The organism is Pedobacter sp. GW821-FHT01D05, assembly GCF_059422505.1.
Map to the genome: position 1 here is coordinate 877,386 of NZ_JBWKXA010000001.1, position 17,486 is coordinate 894,871.

The 17,486-nt window shown below is 41.0% G+C and carries 12 protein-coding genes; 2 read left to right on the plus strand and 10 right to left on the minus strand.

The genetic code is table 11. The features are described from left to right. Positions 1 to 50: 50 nt before the first annotated feature. The 5 genes from AC07VK_RS03575 to AC07VK_RS03595 form a co-directional block, all read right to left on the minus strand. Positions 51 to 1,439 (minus strand): RagB/SusD family nutrient uptake outer membrane protein, encoded by a 1,389-nt coding sequence (locus tag AC07VK_RS03575; protein ID WP_492958375.1) that lies wholly within the window; start codon positions 1,437 to 1,439, stop codon positions 51 to 53. Between the two features lie 11 nt (positions 1,440 to 1,450). After that, positions 1,451 to 4,744, minus strand: coding sequence for a SusC/RagA family TonB-linked outer membrane protein (locus AC07VK_RS03580; RefSeq protein WP_492958377.1), 3,294 nt, complete (start codon positions 4,742 to 4,744; stop codon positions 1,451 to 1,453). 132 nt (positions 4,745 to 4,876) lie between these two features. Continuing rightward, positions 4,877 to 5,011: a hypothetical protein gene (locus AC07VK_RS03585; RefSeq protein WP_492953302.1), complete on the minus strand. Its 135-nt coding sequence runs from the start codon at positions 5,009 to 5,011 to the stop codon at positions 4,877 to 4,879. Positions 5,012 to 5,031: 20 nt separating this feature from the next. Beyond that, on the minus strand, positions 5,032 to 6,186 hold the full coding sequence (locus AC07VK_RS03590) for a FecR family protein (RefSeq protein WP_492958379.1): 1,155 nt from the start codon (positions 6,184 to 6,186) through the stop codon (positions 5,032 to 5,034). Between the two features lie 89 nt (positions 6,187 to 6,275). After that, positions 6,276 to 6,869: an RNA polymerase sigma factor gene (locus AC07VK_RS03595; protein WP_492953304.1), complete on the minus strand. Its 594-nt coding sequence runs from the start codon at positions 6,867 to 6,869 to the stop codon at positions 6,276 to 6,278. Positions 6,870 to 7,385: 516 nt separating this feature from the next. Between AC07VK_RS03595 and AC07VK_RS03600 the strand changes: the two genes are divergently transcribed. Beyond that, positions 7,386 to 7,748, plus strand: coding sequence for a response regulator transcription factor (locus tag AC07VK_RS03600; protein ID WP_492958381.1), 363 nt, complete (start codon positions 7,386 to 7,388; stop codon positions 7,746 to 7,748). A gap of 9 nt (positions 7,749 to 7,757) precedes the next feature. On the opposite strand, the gene AC07VK_RS03605 is transcribed toward AC07VK_RS03600, so the two are convergent. The 4 genes from AC07VK_RS03605 to mnmE form a co-directional block, all read right to left on the minus strand. Beyond that, positions 7,758 to 9,314, minus strand: coding sequence for a sensor histidine kinase (locus AC07VK_RS03605; protein WP_492958383.1), 1,557 nt, complete (start codon positions 9,312 to 9,314; stop codon positions 7,758 to 7,760). 423 nt (positions 9,315 to 9,737) lie between these two features. Then, positions 9,738 to 10,484: a hypothetical protein gene (locus AC07VK_RS03610; RefSeq protein WP_492958385.1), complete on the minus strand. Its 747-nt coding sequence runs from the start codon at positions 10,482 to 10,484 to the stop codon at positions 9,738 to 9,740. Positions 10,485 to 10,997: 513 nt separating this feature from the next. Continuing rightward, complete coding sequence (locus AC07VK_RS03615; RefSeq protein WP_492953307.1) at positions 10,998 to 11,180, minus strand: hypothetical protein; 183 nt, start codon at positions 11,178 to 11,180, stop codon at positions 10,998 to 11,000. A 305-nt stretch (positions 11,181 to 11,485) separates the two neighbouring features. Then, positions 11,486 to 12,844 (minus strand): tRNA uridine-5-carboxymethylaminomethyl(34) synthesis GTPase MnmE, encoded by a 1,359-nt coding sequence (mnmE, locus tag AC07VK_RS03620; protein WP_492953308.1) that lies wholly within the window; start codon positions 12,842 to 12,844, stop codon positions 11,486 to 11,488. 312 nt (positions 12,845 to 13,156) lie between these two features. Between mnmE and AC07VK_RS03625 the strand changes: the two genes are divergently transcribed. Next, positions 13,157 to 14,281, plus strand: coding sequence for an AI-2E family transporter (locus AC07VK_RS03625; protein WP_492958387.1), 1,125 nt, complete (start codon positions 13,157 to 13,159; stop codon positions 14,279 to 14,281). 151 nt (positions 14,282 to 14,432) lie between these two features. Here the strand turns inward: AC07VK_RS03625 and AC07VK_RS03630 are convergent, their stop codons facing one another. Continuing rightward, positions 14,433 to 17,141 carry an outer membrane beta-barrel protein gene (locus AC07VK_RS03630; protein WP_492958389.1) on the minus strand — a complete coding sequence of 903 codons (2,709 nt, stop codon included), beginning with the start codon at positions 17,139 to 17,141 and terminating at the stop codon, positions 14,433 to 14,435. Positions 17,142 to 17,486 lie beyond the last annotated feature (345 nt).

The following is a 17,486-nucleotide window of genomic DNA, read 5'->3' on the forward strand; positions in this document are numbered from 1 at the left end:
GAATCATTAGTCTGCCAGAATTTAGTTTCAGGCAGACTAATATTAAATCTTTAGTTATAACCAGGATTTTGGGTTAGTTTGTTATTTAGCAAAATCTGATCTGCACCAATCGGCAACAATTGAGCAGTTGTTTTCCAGGTCGGTTTTAGCGTACCTAAAACTGCGTCGGCAGTCCCAGTGCGTTTTAAATCAAACCAGCGGTTACCATATTCTCCAAAAAGTTCGAGTTTGCGTTCTTTGGCAATAGCTGTTAACAGTGCACTTTGGGTTGCAGCAGTGGTATTGCCCAAACCTGCCCGCAAGCGAATTACGTTGATGTCATCTTGTGCTCCACCAATATTAGATTGCTGCGCCCTTGCCTCTGCTCTGATCAAATATTGTTCACCTAAGCGCAACACCACCGTGTATTCGTTACCCAAAGTAGCTGCTGTAGCAGTTTGTACCTTGTACTTATTAATCCGGTAGTATTTAATGGCGTTAAAAGTGGTCGAATCAATCCATGAAGTTTTACGGTTATCGTTCAGTTCAAAATCTTTAGTAAAATTGTTATATAATACATAATCCGGTGGCGCTACGTTAGCTGCCGAACTGGTTGTGCGGTACCTGCTAAAGGCCGATGCACCAAATAAAGTAGATAACTGCAAAATGGTTTCGCTACTGGTATTAACGAAAGTATTAGACAATGTAGCCATGCTGTAAGTGCCTGAACCAATTACTTTAGTAGCTTCTGCCTCGGCATTTACATAATCTTTATTATATAAGTAGACCTTAGCCAATAACGCAGTTGCTGCCCATTTATTTACCCTGACCTTTAATGCGGCACTACCTACATAAGTAGTGGGTAACAGGTTTTGCGCATCTTTTAAATCGCTAAAAATCTGTGCGTAAACTTCCGTAATTGTAGCCCTTGGTTTAAAAGCATTATCCAGTTCGTTTATTTCTGAAGTAATGGGTACACCTCCATAAAAGTTTACCAGGTTAAAGTACGTTAAAGCCCTGAAAAATTTAGCTTCACCGCTTAATTGGTTTTTCATCGGCGTGGTCATTCCGGTAGAATGACTAATTCCATCCAAAATCAGGTTGCAATAGCGAATGGTTTGATAAGGATAGGTCCATAGGTAACTGGTTGTATTGGTATTGGTTGGTGCCACCACATTCTGCGAGAACTGGATTAAATCAGCATTCGAGGTGGTATTCTGAAGCTCATCGGCCAATAAACCGCCAAACCAGGTACTGTATCTTAGGTGATCTACTGTTGAATAATAAGAGTAAAGTGATAAGGTAGCACTGATAGCCGAATTATCGGAGTTAAACGCATCTTCTTTGGCGATAAGATTATTTGCCAAATCGGCTTCAACAAATTTTTTGCATGACGACATTGTTATTAAAACCAAGCCCAATGTCATTATTTTTTTGAGAAAAATATATTTAATTTTCATGATTTCCTTGATTAAAATGAACAATTTAAACCGAATACAATGGTACGCACCTGCGGGAAAGCAATGTACTGACCTGTGCCCAAGCCTGGTCCTGTACCCGGTAAGGTGGTTTCAGGATCGTAAGTGAATTTCTGCTTGGCCCAGGTGTAAATGTTTTGTCCCTGTACGTAGACACCCAGATTAGAAAGCTTTAACTTACTGGCTATAGCTTTGGGAAAAGTATAGTTTAAGCTTACCGTTTTCAGTTTTAAGTAAGAAGCATCGCCCCAGTTCACATCCGAAGAAGATAAGTTTCCATAAGATGGATCGTTAACGGTAGATGCCGCAGGAAAAAGTGCCGTGTCGCCAACAGCTCCCCAGCGATCTAGCAAGGCGGTACTCATGTTGGTATAATTAATGCCCGCTGGGCTAGAGCTCAAAGTCGAATTTAATACGCCATAACGGTGATTGTACTGGAACATAAAATCGAGTGCAAAACCTTTATAGCTCAGGCTGTTGTTCATGCCCGCATAGTAAGGGTGACCATAGTAGCCCACATACCTGTCGCCGGAAAAGCTAATGCTCCCATCGCCGTTTAAATCCTGGTAGGTTGCTAAGCCCGTTGCCGTATTAACCCCAGTATATTTGTAAAATTTCCTGATATCTGTTGGCTGTCCGATAATGTAAGAATTGGCATAAAAAGTATTTTCAAGATTATCGAAAGCCAATAATTTATTGCGGCTGATGGTTAAATTCAGATTGGTACTCCATTTAAAATCGCCGGCGCTTACGTTAATGGTGTTCAATTCAAATTCAAAACCTTTGGTTTGTACTGTTGCGTTCAGATTGGCAGTATAACCGGTTGAACCTGTTTGAGATGGAATGGTAATGAAGTTTAACAGGTTGGAAACACGGTTGCGGTAATAATCTGCTTTTAATAAAATCCTGTCGTTTAAGAAACCCAATTCTACTGCAACATCCAGTTTCTTATTAGTTTCCCACTTTAGATCGGGATTTTGAATATTAGAAGGGATATAAGTACTGGTCCCATCGTAGTTGTTACTTGAACCGGCTGACGAATAAAGCGCAAGATAACCGTAATTTGGGATTTGATCATTACCCGTAATACCATAACTGGCCCTTAATTTACCAAAGCTCAAAAAGCTAAGGTTTTTCATGAAATCTTCCTGAGTAAAAATCCATGAAGCTCCTACTGCACCGAAATTCCCAAATTTGTTGTTACCGCCAAAACGTGATGAACCATCTCTTCTGTACGTACCATCTACAATGTATTTACCTTGCCAGTTGTAGTTTAAACGTCCAAATACTGCAGTGTAACTGTATATCGCATCTGCACTATAAGAGGTAACCACCGACGAAGCACTGGCCAATGAGTTGATCAGGTTTTCGTTGTTATAACCCGTACCTGTTAAAAAGATTCCGGTTGCTTTAGTTTGCTGAAAAGTGGTACCAATTAAAGCTTCCAGATTACCTTCGCCAATTTTGGTGGTGTATACCGCTTGTGGCTCGATAATGTAATTGTTGTTGTCGTTATCAGTGTATCTTAACAAGCTTACCTGTGCGCTAGCCGGGTTTTGCGAACTGGCCGGATTAATTTGCTGCTGTTTTAAACGGGTTGAAGTATAACCCAAATTGGTTTTAACTACCAGCCCGTCCATAATTCGATAAGATAGGTTTACGTTGGTGAACAAATTGGTAGTTTGTGCATTGGTTGTTTTCGCGTTGTACGAAAGCGGGCTTGTGGTCGTCCAGTTTACACTACCATTGGCATTGTACAGGGGATAATTGGGTGCTAGGTTATAAATGGTACTTAAATCGGTAGATGGCAAAAGGTTTTTCATGTAGGTATAATTTACCGAACCATCTATATTAAAACGGCCATCGCTGCTTTTATGACCAGCATTTAACCTGCTCGAAAAAGTAGTTGCACCAAAATCGCCATCAAAAACGGTGCTTTGCTTGCGGTAAGTTGAAGAAAACAAGAAAGAATTCTGTGCATTTCCACCTGAAACTGATCCGGTAGCGTTAGTGGTATGACCGGTCTGACCAATAAAATATTTTTGCCAATCGGTATAGGCATTTTGATCCCAAACTGTTAAATCCAACGCATTTGCTGCTGTAGGCGTAACGCCTGAACGCGCAAAGGCAGCCCTGCGTGTAGCCAGGTATTCCTGCGTATTCATCATCGGAATGTAGTTGGCCACATTGCTTACGCCCGAATTCACGTTAAAATTAAAAGCCGTTTTACCCTTACTTCCTTTTTTAGTGGTAATCAATACCACACCATTCGATCCGCGTGAGCCATAAATAGCGGTTGCATCGGCATCTTTCAAGATATCGATCCGCTCAATATCTTCGGGTGCAATTATACTAAAAGGGCTTACGCCACCGTTTGCAGCGCTTACTCCGTTTGCATTCAGGTTATCGGTGGCAGGTTGTGCCCCATTAAATAAAGTAAAAGGTACACCATCAATAATGTACAATGGGATATACCCTGCACCTGAAACGCCGGTATAGGCACCGCGAATGTTCATCCTGGCGCCAGCACCTGGTAAACCGTTATCTTGCGTAATCTGAACCCCGGCAATGCGGCCTTGCAGCGCCAGTAGGGGATTGTCTACCGTTTGTTTACCAATTTCTTCGGCAGTAATTGAGCTTACAGCACCTGTATTATTGCGCTTGGTGGTGCTGCCATAGCCAATTATCTGCACCTGATCTAATGAAGAAGCAGCCAGACTTAATTTAATGTCCAGTAAACTGGCTACACCACTTTGTAATAAGCCGCGTGTTACTTTCAGTTCTTTGGTTTCGTAGCCGATATAAGAAATGATCAAAACATCATTTTCTTCCAGATCAAGTACGAATGCACCGGTTGATCCGCTTACCGCATACTTTTTACTCCCCTTAACGGTAATGGTTGCACCCACAAGCGGGCTATTGTTTTCATCTACAATCCGGCCGTTAAAGCGCGAAGATGTAAAAACTGAAGCTATTTTATCGATAAATGAGCGCTCTTTTCTCTTGATTAATACAGTGTTTAGCTCAATGTCGTAGGTTAGTTGTTTATCTTTTAACAGATACTCAACAACCTCTTTAACTGATGTGTTTTTAAAGCTTACGCTCACCTTAGCCGCATCGTTAAGCGTGTTGGTGGCATACAATACCCTGTAGTTGGTTTGCTTTTCTATTTCTTTAAAAACCTGATCTATGGTTATATTTTTAGCCGTATAGGTCAGTTTTTGCGAGAAACTACTGGCACTAACATGCATGAGTAAGGTCGTCATGATGATGATGGTGAGTTTCATGGTTAACATGATTTTTTTAGGAATGCACGCCAAATGCCTTCCTTGATAAAAAGGATAAATATTCATACTTTCGTTTGTTTGGGTTAATGCGTAAATGGACCTTGAAATTCGTTTTTAAAGGGTTAACTCAGATCATGGCCATGGTTGTGCTTCCAACACTTCCATGGTTTTTTCTTCTAAACCTGGTGTGCTATCTAACGCTGTTTCTGTAGTGGTTTCTTCATTGTTTTTTGGTTTTAGTTGATATTGATTTATTTTAAACAGCATGGTTAAGGCTGTTGGCAGTATTACTTTACGGTTATTAGCTTACCGTTGATGTAAAATTTAATATTTCCTGTTTCTTCGAGCATTTTAAGTACTTCAGAAATGTTATCGAAACGCGATACCGAACCCGAAAAAGAAGGCATTTGCTCAGAACGAAGATTCATTACGAACTGAACTCCATACCACCGCGATAGTTTCTGCATAACACCAGATAAAGGCTCGTTTTTAAACCTGAACTCGCCGTTTTTCCAATCGACGGCAAATCTCGGATCAACCGCATTTACGTCAATGTTGTTGCCGTACAAGACCGATTGCTCGCCTGGGGAAAGTATTTTTTCGCCCACTGTTCCTTTTACTTTTATAGAGCCTTCTAAAAGTGTCGTTTTGGTATCTAAACTGTTTGGGTAGCTATTAATGTTGAAATGCGTGCCTAAAACTTCTACCTCCTGTTTTTTGCTTTTAACAATAAAAGGGTGGTTTTTATCTTTGCTCACTTCAAAATAGGCTTCTCCATCCAATTCTACCCACCTGTTTTTCCCCTTAAAATGGCTCGGAAAAGCGAATTTAGTTTCTGCATTTAACCAAACCCGGGTGCCGTCGGGCAGGTTTATCTGATACTGTCCGCCTGACGGGGTTGTTATAGTATTGTTTCTTCCTTCTTCTTTTGCTCCTCCATTATCAATAATGGAAAAAACCAGCAAGCCATCTGCAGCCTTTTTAACGTTGAGCCCGTCTATGATGGTCAGTTGTCCTGTTCTACTGTCCGATAAATCTATCTTGCGGTCATCGGCAAGTGTTAAAATGGCACGGTTACCACCAGGAGCTACATCATTGGCATAGCGATCAGACCGGTCTTCAGTCCTACTTTTTATTGCAAACAGGCCACCAATTAAGCATAAAGCCAACACCGCTGCCGAAGCGGTAATGATGCGCAGCTGTCGGGTGATGGTTTTAGGTTTTACTGTCAGATTTTGTTCTTTATCTTTTCCTTTTAGCCTTTGTGCATCAATGCGTGCTTTCAACTTTTCGCCAAAAGCCGCTTTTTGAGCTTCATCGAGAGTCCAGGCGTTTTCCAATAATCGCTGCTCCACAAAAGAATCAACAAGGTATACTTCTTTCGCTGAAGCTGTTCCATCCAAATAATGTTGTATTAGTTGTTTTGCCTGTTCGGTCTTCATAAGTTTTTGAAGCGCATTAAGCTTGCCTTACAAGTGTATATTCCGAAAAAGCTATTTTGGTGGTAGATTTATTTTTAAAAAAAATATGATCACTTCAAAATGTGCAGAAATATGGCCATCATAGTAGCCGAAAGTTTGCCTTTTAAAGAATTAGCTATTATTTTGAGTGCATTGCTTACCTGTTTTTTAACCGTCCCTTCAGCAATATTTAGTTTTTCGGCTATTTCGCGGTACGATAACTGTTCATCTCGACTTAAAAGATAAACTTCGCGCATTTTTTTTGGTAATTTGGCGATCCCAATATCGATGTTTTCCTGTAATTCTTTTAACGAGATACTTTCTTCGATGTTCAGACTATTATCAACCGCTTGTTCGGTTATTTTGTCTAAAAAATCACTAGTATGGATATTTCTTTCAATATATCTTAAGCATAAATTGCGGGTACTGCGGATAAGATAAGCCCCTAAAGTACTTTTAACCCTTAGCGTAGTCCTTCTGTTCCAGATCGATACAAAGATTTCCTGAACTATATCTGCAGCTTCCTCCTCCGATTTGGTTAACCTCACCGCATAAGATATCATCTTTTCCCAGTAGCGGTTGTAAATTTCCGTAAAGGCCTGCTCTTCTTCCTGGTTTATCAGTAAGATCAGTTCAAGATCCGGTACGTGGCTTAGGGATGGCATAGTTTATAAAACGAATATAGAAGAAAAATATAAAATAATCTGCTGTAATAAACTCAAGCCGCTAAATTGTCCCACTTTGGAAGCAGCTCGAAGAAATTGGCTAAGTGTAACTTACAGTAAACTTTTGCCATCTTTTGTAAAAGTAACCCCAGGCTTATCCTGAGGTACCAATTATTTTTTAGCAAAATGGCTGACAAGGTCCCATTTGACAGCCACAATCAGGTTTGAAACGCTCAGGCACACGCAAACAGTAGGCAGGCCCAGTACCGCAAAACCCATAATAATTGCAGCAGTTTACCTGATTGTCATGGCATTGGTCGCCTGTTGGATCGCACCTATACTGCGTTTGAGAAATTCCGCCTATAACATTCACTGATATTCATTAAAATGAAGCTGGTCTTGTTCCTGTAACGAAAAATTTAGTTTGGTCATTTAAATTATAATCATAATTTTATCAGCAAGAAATTATTTTTTTTAAAAAAACAACCTGGCTGGGGTAAAATAAGGATTAACCGTATGGCAAAAAGAATATACGTCCTGGAAGATGATAAAGGTATTCGCGAAACTGTGCAGATGGTGCTTGAAGTAGCAGGTTACCAGGTAACAGGCTTCACCGATGTAAGCAGATTTAATGCAGATCAGGCAGGCCTGTTGCCAGATCTTTACTTGATCGATATCATGTTACCCGATGGCAATGGACTCGAGGTGAGGGCTGCATTAGCCGCTAACCCGGCAACTGCACACATTCCGGTTTTGATCATGAGCGCGCATACCAGTTTTTCTGAAGGCTCAGACTGGCCCGGCGCAAAGCATTTTATTGCAAAACCCTTCGATATCTACGAGCTTACCGGAAAGATCACAACGCTGCTTAAAGGGTAACGAATCTGTTTATTGATTAAATAAAGGAGCAGTAAACCAAAAGCAGGCGCCCTGACCCTGTACCGAGTCTACACCAATCTCGCCCCCATGTCTTCGTATAATGTCTGCACTGATGTATAGGCCCAGCCCCAGGCCGGAATAATGAAGGCTTTTGTAATCTGCGCGGTAATACCGGTCAAAAAGGTGTGGGATCTTTTCGGCGTCGATCCCCTTTCCCTGGTCCGCTACAGAAATTTTTGCCATTTCGTCCTGTGTAGAAATATTAATTTCGATCAGCTTGGATTCCGGTGCATATTTAACGGCATTATTGATCAGGTTAACCACTACCTGGCTTATCCTTTCCTGGTCAGCATACATCTGCAGGCTGCGATCACCTGTTATCATCAGTCGGTATTCGCCAGCCAACCGCAACTGCTGGCAGCATTCGTCCGTCATTTCATAAATATTGAAAACCTTATTGTTCAGTCTTAGCGCTCCAATATTAATACTGTTCGCATCGAGCAGGTTTCCGACCAGACCATTGAGCCGCTCCATACTGCTATTGGCCTGCTCAATAAGCCTGGGCAGCATTGGCGAGGCAAGATTGTCTTTCATTTGCTGCATTAACTGGAGCGATGCGCCAAGACTGGTAATAGGGGTTTTTAGTTCGTGGCTGGCAATACTGATGAAATCATCTTTTTCTTTCATGAGCTTCCGCTGGGCAGTCACGTCGATGAAGGTGCAGATTCCGCCCGTAAGTTCATGCTCCTCGCTGAATAAAGGTACGGCGTTGACCGAGATGTAAAAAGTGTCCTTTTGTGGTCTGGAAATGCCAATTTCCCTGTCGTAAACCGGTGCGCCTGTTTTAAGCATAATATACATGGGGTGCTCCTCTGGCGGGAGTACCGATCCGTCAAGACGAAGATTGATCCAAAGCGCGTCGTTATACGACCGGCTTTGCATTTGCAATAAATTAACCCCGAAAATCTGCTCGGCCATGTGGTTGATGTAGGTGGCCGTCCCTTTTGCATCAACAATGCATACACCATCGGCCATGGTATCTAAAATACAACGCAGGCGGGCTTCACTGGCCATGAGCCTGTTTTGGATAGACTTTTGCTGCGCATTGTATTCGAGATTTTCCAATCTAAGTTCCAGCTGCTCTGCCACAATGTTCGCTAATCCTTCCAACAAACCTACCTCATGCTCCGAAAAATCGCGTACCTCACGGCTCACCAGGCACATCGTTCCAACGATGTAGCCATCATTAGTTAAGATAGGTGCCCCGGCATAAGCCCTCAGCCCAAATTCTCCGTAAACATACGGGTGTCCTGCAAGCCTTTCATCCAGCAGGGCATTGGGAATAACCGTCGACGCGCCATTTAATACGGTGATGGCGCAAAGGCTCATCGATCGGTCAACTACAATCAACTGTTCGCCCAGCCCCACGCTGGATTTAACCAGTTCACTGTCCTCATTAAGGAACGAAATGTGCGCAATCGGGACATTAAACATATTACAGGCCAGTTCGCAAATGCTATCGAATACCGGTTCACGTTCATCGTTAAAAACCTGATATCTCCTCAATGCTGCAACCCGCTGTTCGTCATTATCAGGCAAAAGGTGCTCTATGGTGTGCTTGTAAGTGTTCACTTCTTAAATTTAGGATAAGTTATGTAAAAACAAGGTTTATTCAAAAAAATATCATCACATCAAAATTTTAAGCCACTGTGAAAAATGAACAATAATTTCTTCTTCCCGGGATCTGATGTCCTGTAGATTGCTTTCATTTTAAATTAAAGTTTGCGGTGAAATGCCGTTTGGCTTTACAGGTTTTCTATGGTGGAGAATTCACCATTTACTATTCAGCTTCAATTGTGTTGTTGCCCCATTGCACTGTTCCAATTAAAAAAGTGCAGGATGTTTGCTGGGAAAACAACAGAGCAGGTTGCTGATGGTAAAGTATCCTTTAACTATTGAGAATAATGACTAACCACCTGGATGCCTATTCTACAGCTGGTTTTTGGGTTTGTCCCTGGGTACATATTCACGATATTTTACCGCCTGGTAAACATTCTCAAGGTATGCCAGCGAAAGTTCCGGTGACGTGGCCAGGTAACCGATCGCCCATTTGATAAAACCGGTGTTCTCCACTGTCAGGCCGTCGTTGTCCAGGTATTTTTTCATATGGAGTACGTGGGCCTGGTTATCACCGTTTTTGATAAATTTTCTTTCCGCAGGGGTAAGGCTGAGGTTGTTCAAGAGAAACCTGGATGCAATTTTAAAATCACCCTTTTTGGCTTTATCATATTTATTATAGTTTTTTGGGTCTACAACAGGAAGGTTCCTGAAATTCTCCGGCAAAATACTGTCTTTCCTTCTGAACAGGCTGTACCTGATTACGCGGTAAAGGTCGATTTTTTTGATCAGGTGCTGGCGCAGGCTGATATTGGCTTCTGTAACCGTTAAATGCTTGTAGGGAAGAGAATGTGCGGATAGGCTATCCCTGTCCTCTTTTATGGCTTTTTTTAGCGCTTTGAGGTATCCCTTGGCTGGATCTTTTATCTTTTCGACCGCTGATCTGTACTGTTTTAACGCAGCATCCCTTTTGATATCGTTTCCCCTGGAGCTTTCATAGGTTATCTTTAGCGTAATGAGTTCCCGGATATCGGTATCAAGCTGATCCTTCAGGACCTGGCTATAGGCCAGGCCCTGAAGGATTACTGATAAAAATAAGGTCAGATATATTTTTTTCATGTTCACAAAGCTACTTTTTTCTCCAGTAAATACGGGATGGATGGGTTCCCGAGCCTACTGCAAATGTCGGGGAGAGGGGCTTCCGTAAGATGCAGGGATGTCTCGTGGATGATGTTCTATGATCTGATAGATTCCCATTTTGCTGCTGACTTTGCTGTATCTTTTGTTCCAAAAGTATTCCACGTCTGTCTCTGACAGGTTAAGTTTGATATAGGATCTAAAAGTCTAAAATGGTATTTGAAAGTTTCTCCGAGTTTTAGATCAAAAGGGTGTCGAATCTTTCGTTATCAATTGCTGGGTTTCAGTATGCTGTGACTTGGTCAAATCTTTTAAAGGCCAAAAACTCACCTTTGGGTTTAATAATGCAAGTATTTACTTTCAACTAATTTTAGTATTATAACTCAAAAACGACAAGTCAAGTCACGACGGGTCGGATAATAGTTGCTAATTTCTTTTGAAATGCTCACAACTTAAATTGACAGCAAAAAGCCTCTTACTCGTTATTGTGTAGTTCTATTTTACAATGAGGATAGTTCCGTCATGTTTTATCTTATAATAGTAATGCTCTCCGTTATTGTAAGATAGTTTGTCGACATCTTCAACCTCTCCACCTTTTCCTGTGCTGTCTTGAATAATATCGCCTTTTTTAATATCTTCAAGTTCTTGCTTTGACGTTTTTTGTGTCACCTTTTTCATAGCCGTTTATTTATGAATTAACACATACAAATCAAATTAGTTCTTGAGTCATTTGGAATGAACAACATGACCAATCTGTTAATGGATAACTGTGGCCATCTGTGTGATGCTAAAGCTTATATTTCTATCTGGCATTGCGCACAGAAAGCCTGTGCTTTCAGTCGCTCGAGGAACAAATGAGCAACAAAAATGCGAAAAATAGTGGTAAACCTCCAAGGAGTTGATGAAGAAATATTAGTGTAAATCACTAACAATCAAGTGTTTAATTGTTGTAAGTTGTCGAAATTAGTGGTTGTTTTAGGGGATTATTTACCGATACAAAACTTCGTAAATATATTCTCCAACAAATCATCGGTAGTCACTGTACCTGTAATTTCACCAAGATAATGCAATGCCTGTTTAATGTCCATTGCTAAAAAATCTGAGGTAACCGGATTGTCTACATTGGCCAAAACCCTTTGCAGCGCATGTTCGGTTTGTTTTAAAGCTTCTACATGGCGAATATTCGTCACCAGGGTTTCGCTGGTATTAATATGGTGCAGGTTAACCTGCTCCAGTAAGGTGGTTTTTAATTCATCGATACCCTGTTTCTCTTTAGCAGAAATAAAAACAACATCTAAAGCTTCGAAGGCTTTGCGCTGTGCATCTGCCATGAGGTCGGCTTTATTGACTAAAATCAAATAGGGGATGGCCAATTGCGCTAAACCCCGAATTTGCTCTTCAATTTCTGAAATACTTTGAGCAGCATCGGCCATATAAATGATCAGTTTGGCCTGTTTCATTTTTTCTAAGGTGCGTTCTACGCCTAAAGCTTCAATAATATCGGCTGTATCGCGGATTCCGGCCGTATCGATAAAACGGAAAACAATGCCGCCAATAGTGAGTTCATCTTCAATGGTATCGCGTGTGGTTCCGGCAATATCCGAAACAATAGCGCGCTCTTCGTTCAGCAGGGCGTTTAGTAGGGTAGATTTACCCACATTAGGTTTACCCGCAATAACAATCGGAACTCCATTTTTAATCACATTTCCCATTTCGAAAGAGGAGATTAAACGTTGCAGAACGTAATTGATTTTATTAACCAGATTTTTTAGCTGCTCACGGTTGGCAAACTCTACATCCTCTTCTGCAAAATCGAGTTCGAGCTCAATCATCGAAGCGAAATGGATCAATTGTTCGCGTAAACCCTTTAATTCGTTGGCAAAGCCGCCGCGCATCTGTTGCATAGCCACATCATGCGAAGCCTTCGAATTGGAGGCAATTAAATCGGCTACTGCCTCTGCCTGACTTAGATCGAAAGCACCGTTTAAAAAGGCACGCAGGGTAAATTCGCCAGGTTTGGCAGCACGGGCACCTTTGCTGATTAACAGGTTAATAATCTGTTGGATAATATAGTTAGAGCCATGGCAGGAAATTTCTACCACATTTTCTTTGGTATACGATTTTGGGGCAACAAATAATCCTGCCACCACTTCATCAACAATATGATCGCCATCTTTAACCAGGCCAAAATGTAAAGTATGCGAGGCCTGCTTTTCTAAATCTCTTCCTGCAAATACGGTATTGGTAAGTGAAATAGCCTCCGGACCAGATAAGCGGATTACGCCAATGGCGCCAGAACCTGAGGGAGTAGATAAAGCAATAATGGTATCTTGATTGTTCATGTGCGGTATTAAAGCTGCAAAAATAAGGCTAATCTATGGGTATATCGTGTAAGGGAAGTAATTTTTTTAAGCATTGGTTAATCGGTTAACCGCTGAAATAGATTAACTGAAGCCAAATGCTCAACTCCAAATCAACTATCGGCCCTTCGACTCCGCTCAGGGTGACATATAGAGGGGGAATTGGTTAATTGGCTTCCGACTCCAGACTGCCGACTTCGGACTATAAACTCCTTTCGCTTCTCAATATTAAAGCTTATCTTAAAACATTTCAACCCCGATTGTGTTTAAACCTCAAATCAGAATAAGCTTTTTATGACGAACAATTTACCCCTGACCGTTAAACGATCGATAGAATTATTGGGTCTGATGGCCATTGTTGCCGTTATGGTGATCGGAAGAGACATTATCATGCCGATGTTGATGGCTTTTTTCATCAGCATTATGTTGCTACCAGTGTATCGCTTTCTAAAAAGAAAAAAAATACCCGAATCGTTAGCCATTATCCTATCCATTTTACTCGTAGCCTTATTTGTAGCTTTGATCATTTGGTTTTTTTCGAACCAGATTGGTATTTTGGTTAAGGATTTTCCGCAGATAAAAGCAAACGTAACACAGCATATCAATTCGTTAAGTGATTGGATCAGTCGCATTACCCACTACGACGATAAGGAGCAAAAAGCCTTCATACAAACCAAAAGCGATGATCTGATGAACATGGGTACCTCGCTTGCAGGTGGTGCTGCTGTTACCTTGAGTGGGATTTTTGTGTTTATCGGTTTATTGCCAATTTATATTTACCTGATGCTTTTTTATAAAGACATTTTATTACGCTTTATCTTCATGTGGTTTAAAACAGATGATCATCCAAAAGTGAAAGAAGCCATTTATGAAACCGAATCGATCATTAAAAGCTACCTGATCGGGCTGTTAATTCAGATCACTTATATGACCATTTTATTAGGCGGAATATTGATGTTAATCGGTATAAAACACGCCTTATTAATCGGGGTGATTTTTGCCATCTTAAACCTGATCCCTTACGTGGGTGCTTTAATTGGGAACTTGATAGGCGTACTGCTTACGCTTACTTCATCGCAAGAATTATGGCCTGTAATTACCGTTTTAGGCGTAATTGCATTTGTTCAATTTTTAGATAACAACATACTTATGCCACGAATTGTGGGCTCTAAGGTAAAAATCAATGCTTTATTTGCCATCCTAGGGGTATTTATCGGTGGCAGTATAGCCGGGATTTCAGGAATGTTCCTCGCACTGCCTATTGTGGCTGTACTCAAAATTGTCTTCGATCGTACAGAATCATTCAAACAATGGGGTGTATTGCTAGGAGATGAACGGCCCGCTAAAAGTCCGATGACTTTTCCCAACTTTAGGAAGAAAAAACCAGTGGCTACTAAAACGGGAATAGAAAAGGGATAAGGTTTTGAGGATGGGAAATGTAAGATTGATGATGTGAGATGTAATCAGTGTACTGCGGGAACAGTTTGTGCCTAGGTTTCCCACAGATTTAAGAAGATAAGCGCAGATGAGATTGTAATCTCTCTTCGGCGTAAAAAAATGTAAGCTAATCTTAACCGCCAAATTTACGCACCCTATAAATGAGTGATAACATAAAATACCTGCCTAAACGGTTAACTTGCTTATCCACAATTACGTTATCGAATACATCTCTCGTTATCCCTGAGTTCTGATCAAAAAGATCGAATCCTTCTACACGGATAGCAGCCATGTCGTTCTTCATAAACTTATATTCCATTGATAAACGAAGCAGCGTTGGATTACGCACGGCACCGTTATCAAAACCTGAGTTAATCTGTTTGGTGAAATCGTAGCCCAGGGTAAGATCTTTAAAGAAATAATTACGGCCTTCTATCCCACATTCAAAACGGTTAGATTGGCGGTCGGTAAAAGTATCATTTGAATACTTGGTCAGGTTTTGTGAATAAGAGGTTTCTACCTCAAAATTGGCAATATCTTTCAAGTCTACCCTAAACTCGAGTTCCTGGCGCCAGGCCATATTACGCGCTTCTATTCTGCTATCATCGGTAAAAGTAATATTGTTGTTCAACTGTCCCGAACCAGAATAACCAATGGTAAACTTTCGCTCTGGCGAGAGCGGTTTACTAATGTCGTAATCGCCATGTAAAGTGTAGTACCCGTCTGTGTTAACGTAACTGGTCAGCTGATTAACGGTACCAGGTACACGCTCTTTAGTGGTTACAATCCTGTCGTTAGTGCGTTCGTACTTGAAATTGGCCATGATTACTTTTCCTGCACTCCAATCGGCTTGTTTGTAATGGGCATTGATGCTGTGGATAAATTCGGGTTTCAGGTTAGGGTTTCCGGTAACCACGTTCTGTAAGTTAGAATTGTCGGTTATGGGTTGTAATTGTAAAAATCCAGGTTGGTTATTTCTGCCCCAATAATTTACATCCAGCGATTGCTGATTAGAAAATTTATAAGAAAACCGACCAGAAGGAATGAGGTTAAAAGTACGGTTAACGGTTTCTATATTATTACTTAAATTCTGTCCCTGAAGTAAGGCAGGCTGTGCATTAAGGCCCACTGTATAATTCAGTTTTTCTCCTATATACCGATAATTCAGTCCCACTTTATTGGTGATGAACTGATAATCATAAATATTGCTGAGATTAGGATTAAATACCGGATTATTATTAGTCACATCGTAAGCATCTCTCGAATTATTTGTTGATGACCGGTTCCAGCTATAGTTTACTTCTAAAAAAGTTTTCTTCCAAAGTGGCTCCATGTATGATGCCCCAACATTAAGTCCTAAATTCCGGCTATTCTGGTTGTTCAGTTGGTTTTGTAGCACCGAATCCGCTACGTTAGCATGAATGTTGATGTATTTGTTGTACACATTACCATAATTTTCGCCATTGGTATAATTGATGTTACCCCATGCGCTTAGGTTCCGGCCTTTTTTCGAAAATTTATGGTTGTAAAATATGTTGGTGCGGGCGTTCAGGTTATTCGAATTACTGAAATTATTGCTTTCTCTTCGGGTAAATAAAGTATCCTGGGTAATAAGCGAGCTACCCGTATTATTGCCACTATTGGTATTATAAGAAAAGTTTGGAGAAATTTTTAGGTAATTCATCGTATCTATTTTGTACTCTAAATTACCGCCAAACCAATGGCTATAGTTATCGCTCTTACTGTTGTTGCGGGCATCTTCAAGTCTGCTCAGCGGATTTTGCCCCGCATCTTGCAAAACACTTTGTGTATAGGTTGAACTGATGGTGTTGTTTTTGTTGTTGTTGAAATTATACCCGGCATCTGCGGAGAGTTTGCTGTTAAACTCATTTTTATAGTTAAGTCCGGCAACATTTCTGGTGGTAATGCCATCGCCGCCACCACCACGCATATTGGCATTGGCCGAGGTGCCATCGAATGAAATCTGCTGTTCACCCTTCATGCTATTTCCCCGTATATTGGCATTATAGCGATCGGCGTTGCCCAAACCTGCAGAGGCCCTGGCAAAATAACCTTTCTTTTTATCTTCTTCAATAGTCAGGTTCAGTACCTTTTCTGGCTCGCCCGTTTTAATGCCTGTAAGTTTAGCCTGATCACCGTAATCGTCAATAAACTGAAGATTTTTTATAATATCGGCCGGAAGATTTTTAATGGCTGTAGCTACATCTGTTCCGAAGAAATCTTTACCGTTAACACGTATTTTAGTTACTGGCGAACCCTGACTGGTTACATTCCCATCTTTGTCTACCTTAATACCGGGTAATTTTTTCAGCACTTCATCAACCGCATCACCATCTCTAACCGGAAAAGCCTTGGCGCTAAAACTCACGGTATCTTCGGTTACTTTAACAGGAGGAACACCCGAAATCACTACGCCCTCCAGGGTGTTCGCTGATGGTTTAAGCTTGATATCGGTGATATTTAAAATATTACCCTTTTCGATCTGATAGTGTTTAATAAAAGTATCGAAGCCGATAAAAGCTGCTGATAAGGTAAACTGTTTAGATTTAATTTTATCCAGTGCAAATGTGCCATCATTATTGGCGGAGGTGGCTATACTGTCGGCACCAAATTTAATCCTAACTACCGCACCGGGTAGCGGTAAGCCTGCAGTATCTAACACTATACCCTTTACGGCATAATTTTGTGCGTTACTGTTTATGAAAATACCTGTAAAAAACAGGAGTAGAAAAATCGTTTTAGTTAGCGCCCTCATCAATTTATTTGTGTGTGGCATAAAAGTACGGAGCAGCGCGTTAACCCCGTTCAGCGTAATCAACATGTTACTAATTTTTGGCGGTTTTCGCTGTAAATGAGGTGTTTTCTTCGCTTTCTTTTGCTGGTATATCTGGCTAAATAAAAAGCCTACTCGCGTCTGATAGCTCTCGGTTGACGATAATAGGAGGTGATTTCTATTAATGAAAGATTTCTAAAAATTGGGGGTCATTTCGACTGGAACGTAGTGGAATAGAGAAATCTTTGAACGATATTAAAAGATCTCACTTCGGTAGAGACGATAGCTGGAGGTGATTTATCCCTCAGCATGACAGTGCTTTAGGTTTTGCGTTTCAAAAAGATTTGGAAATGAACACCCAATGCTTTTGGAGGCCAGCTGTCCCGCTCTTTG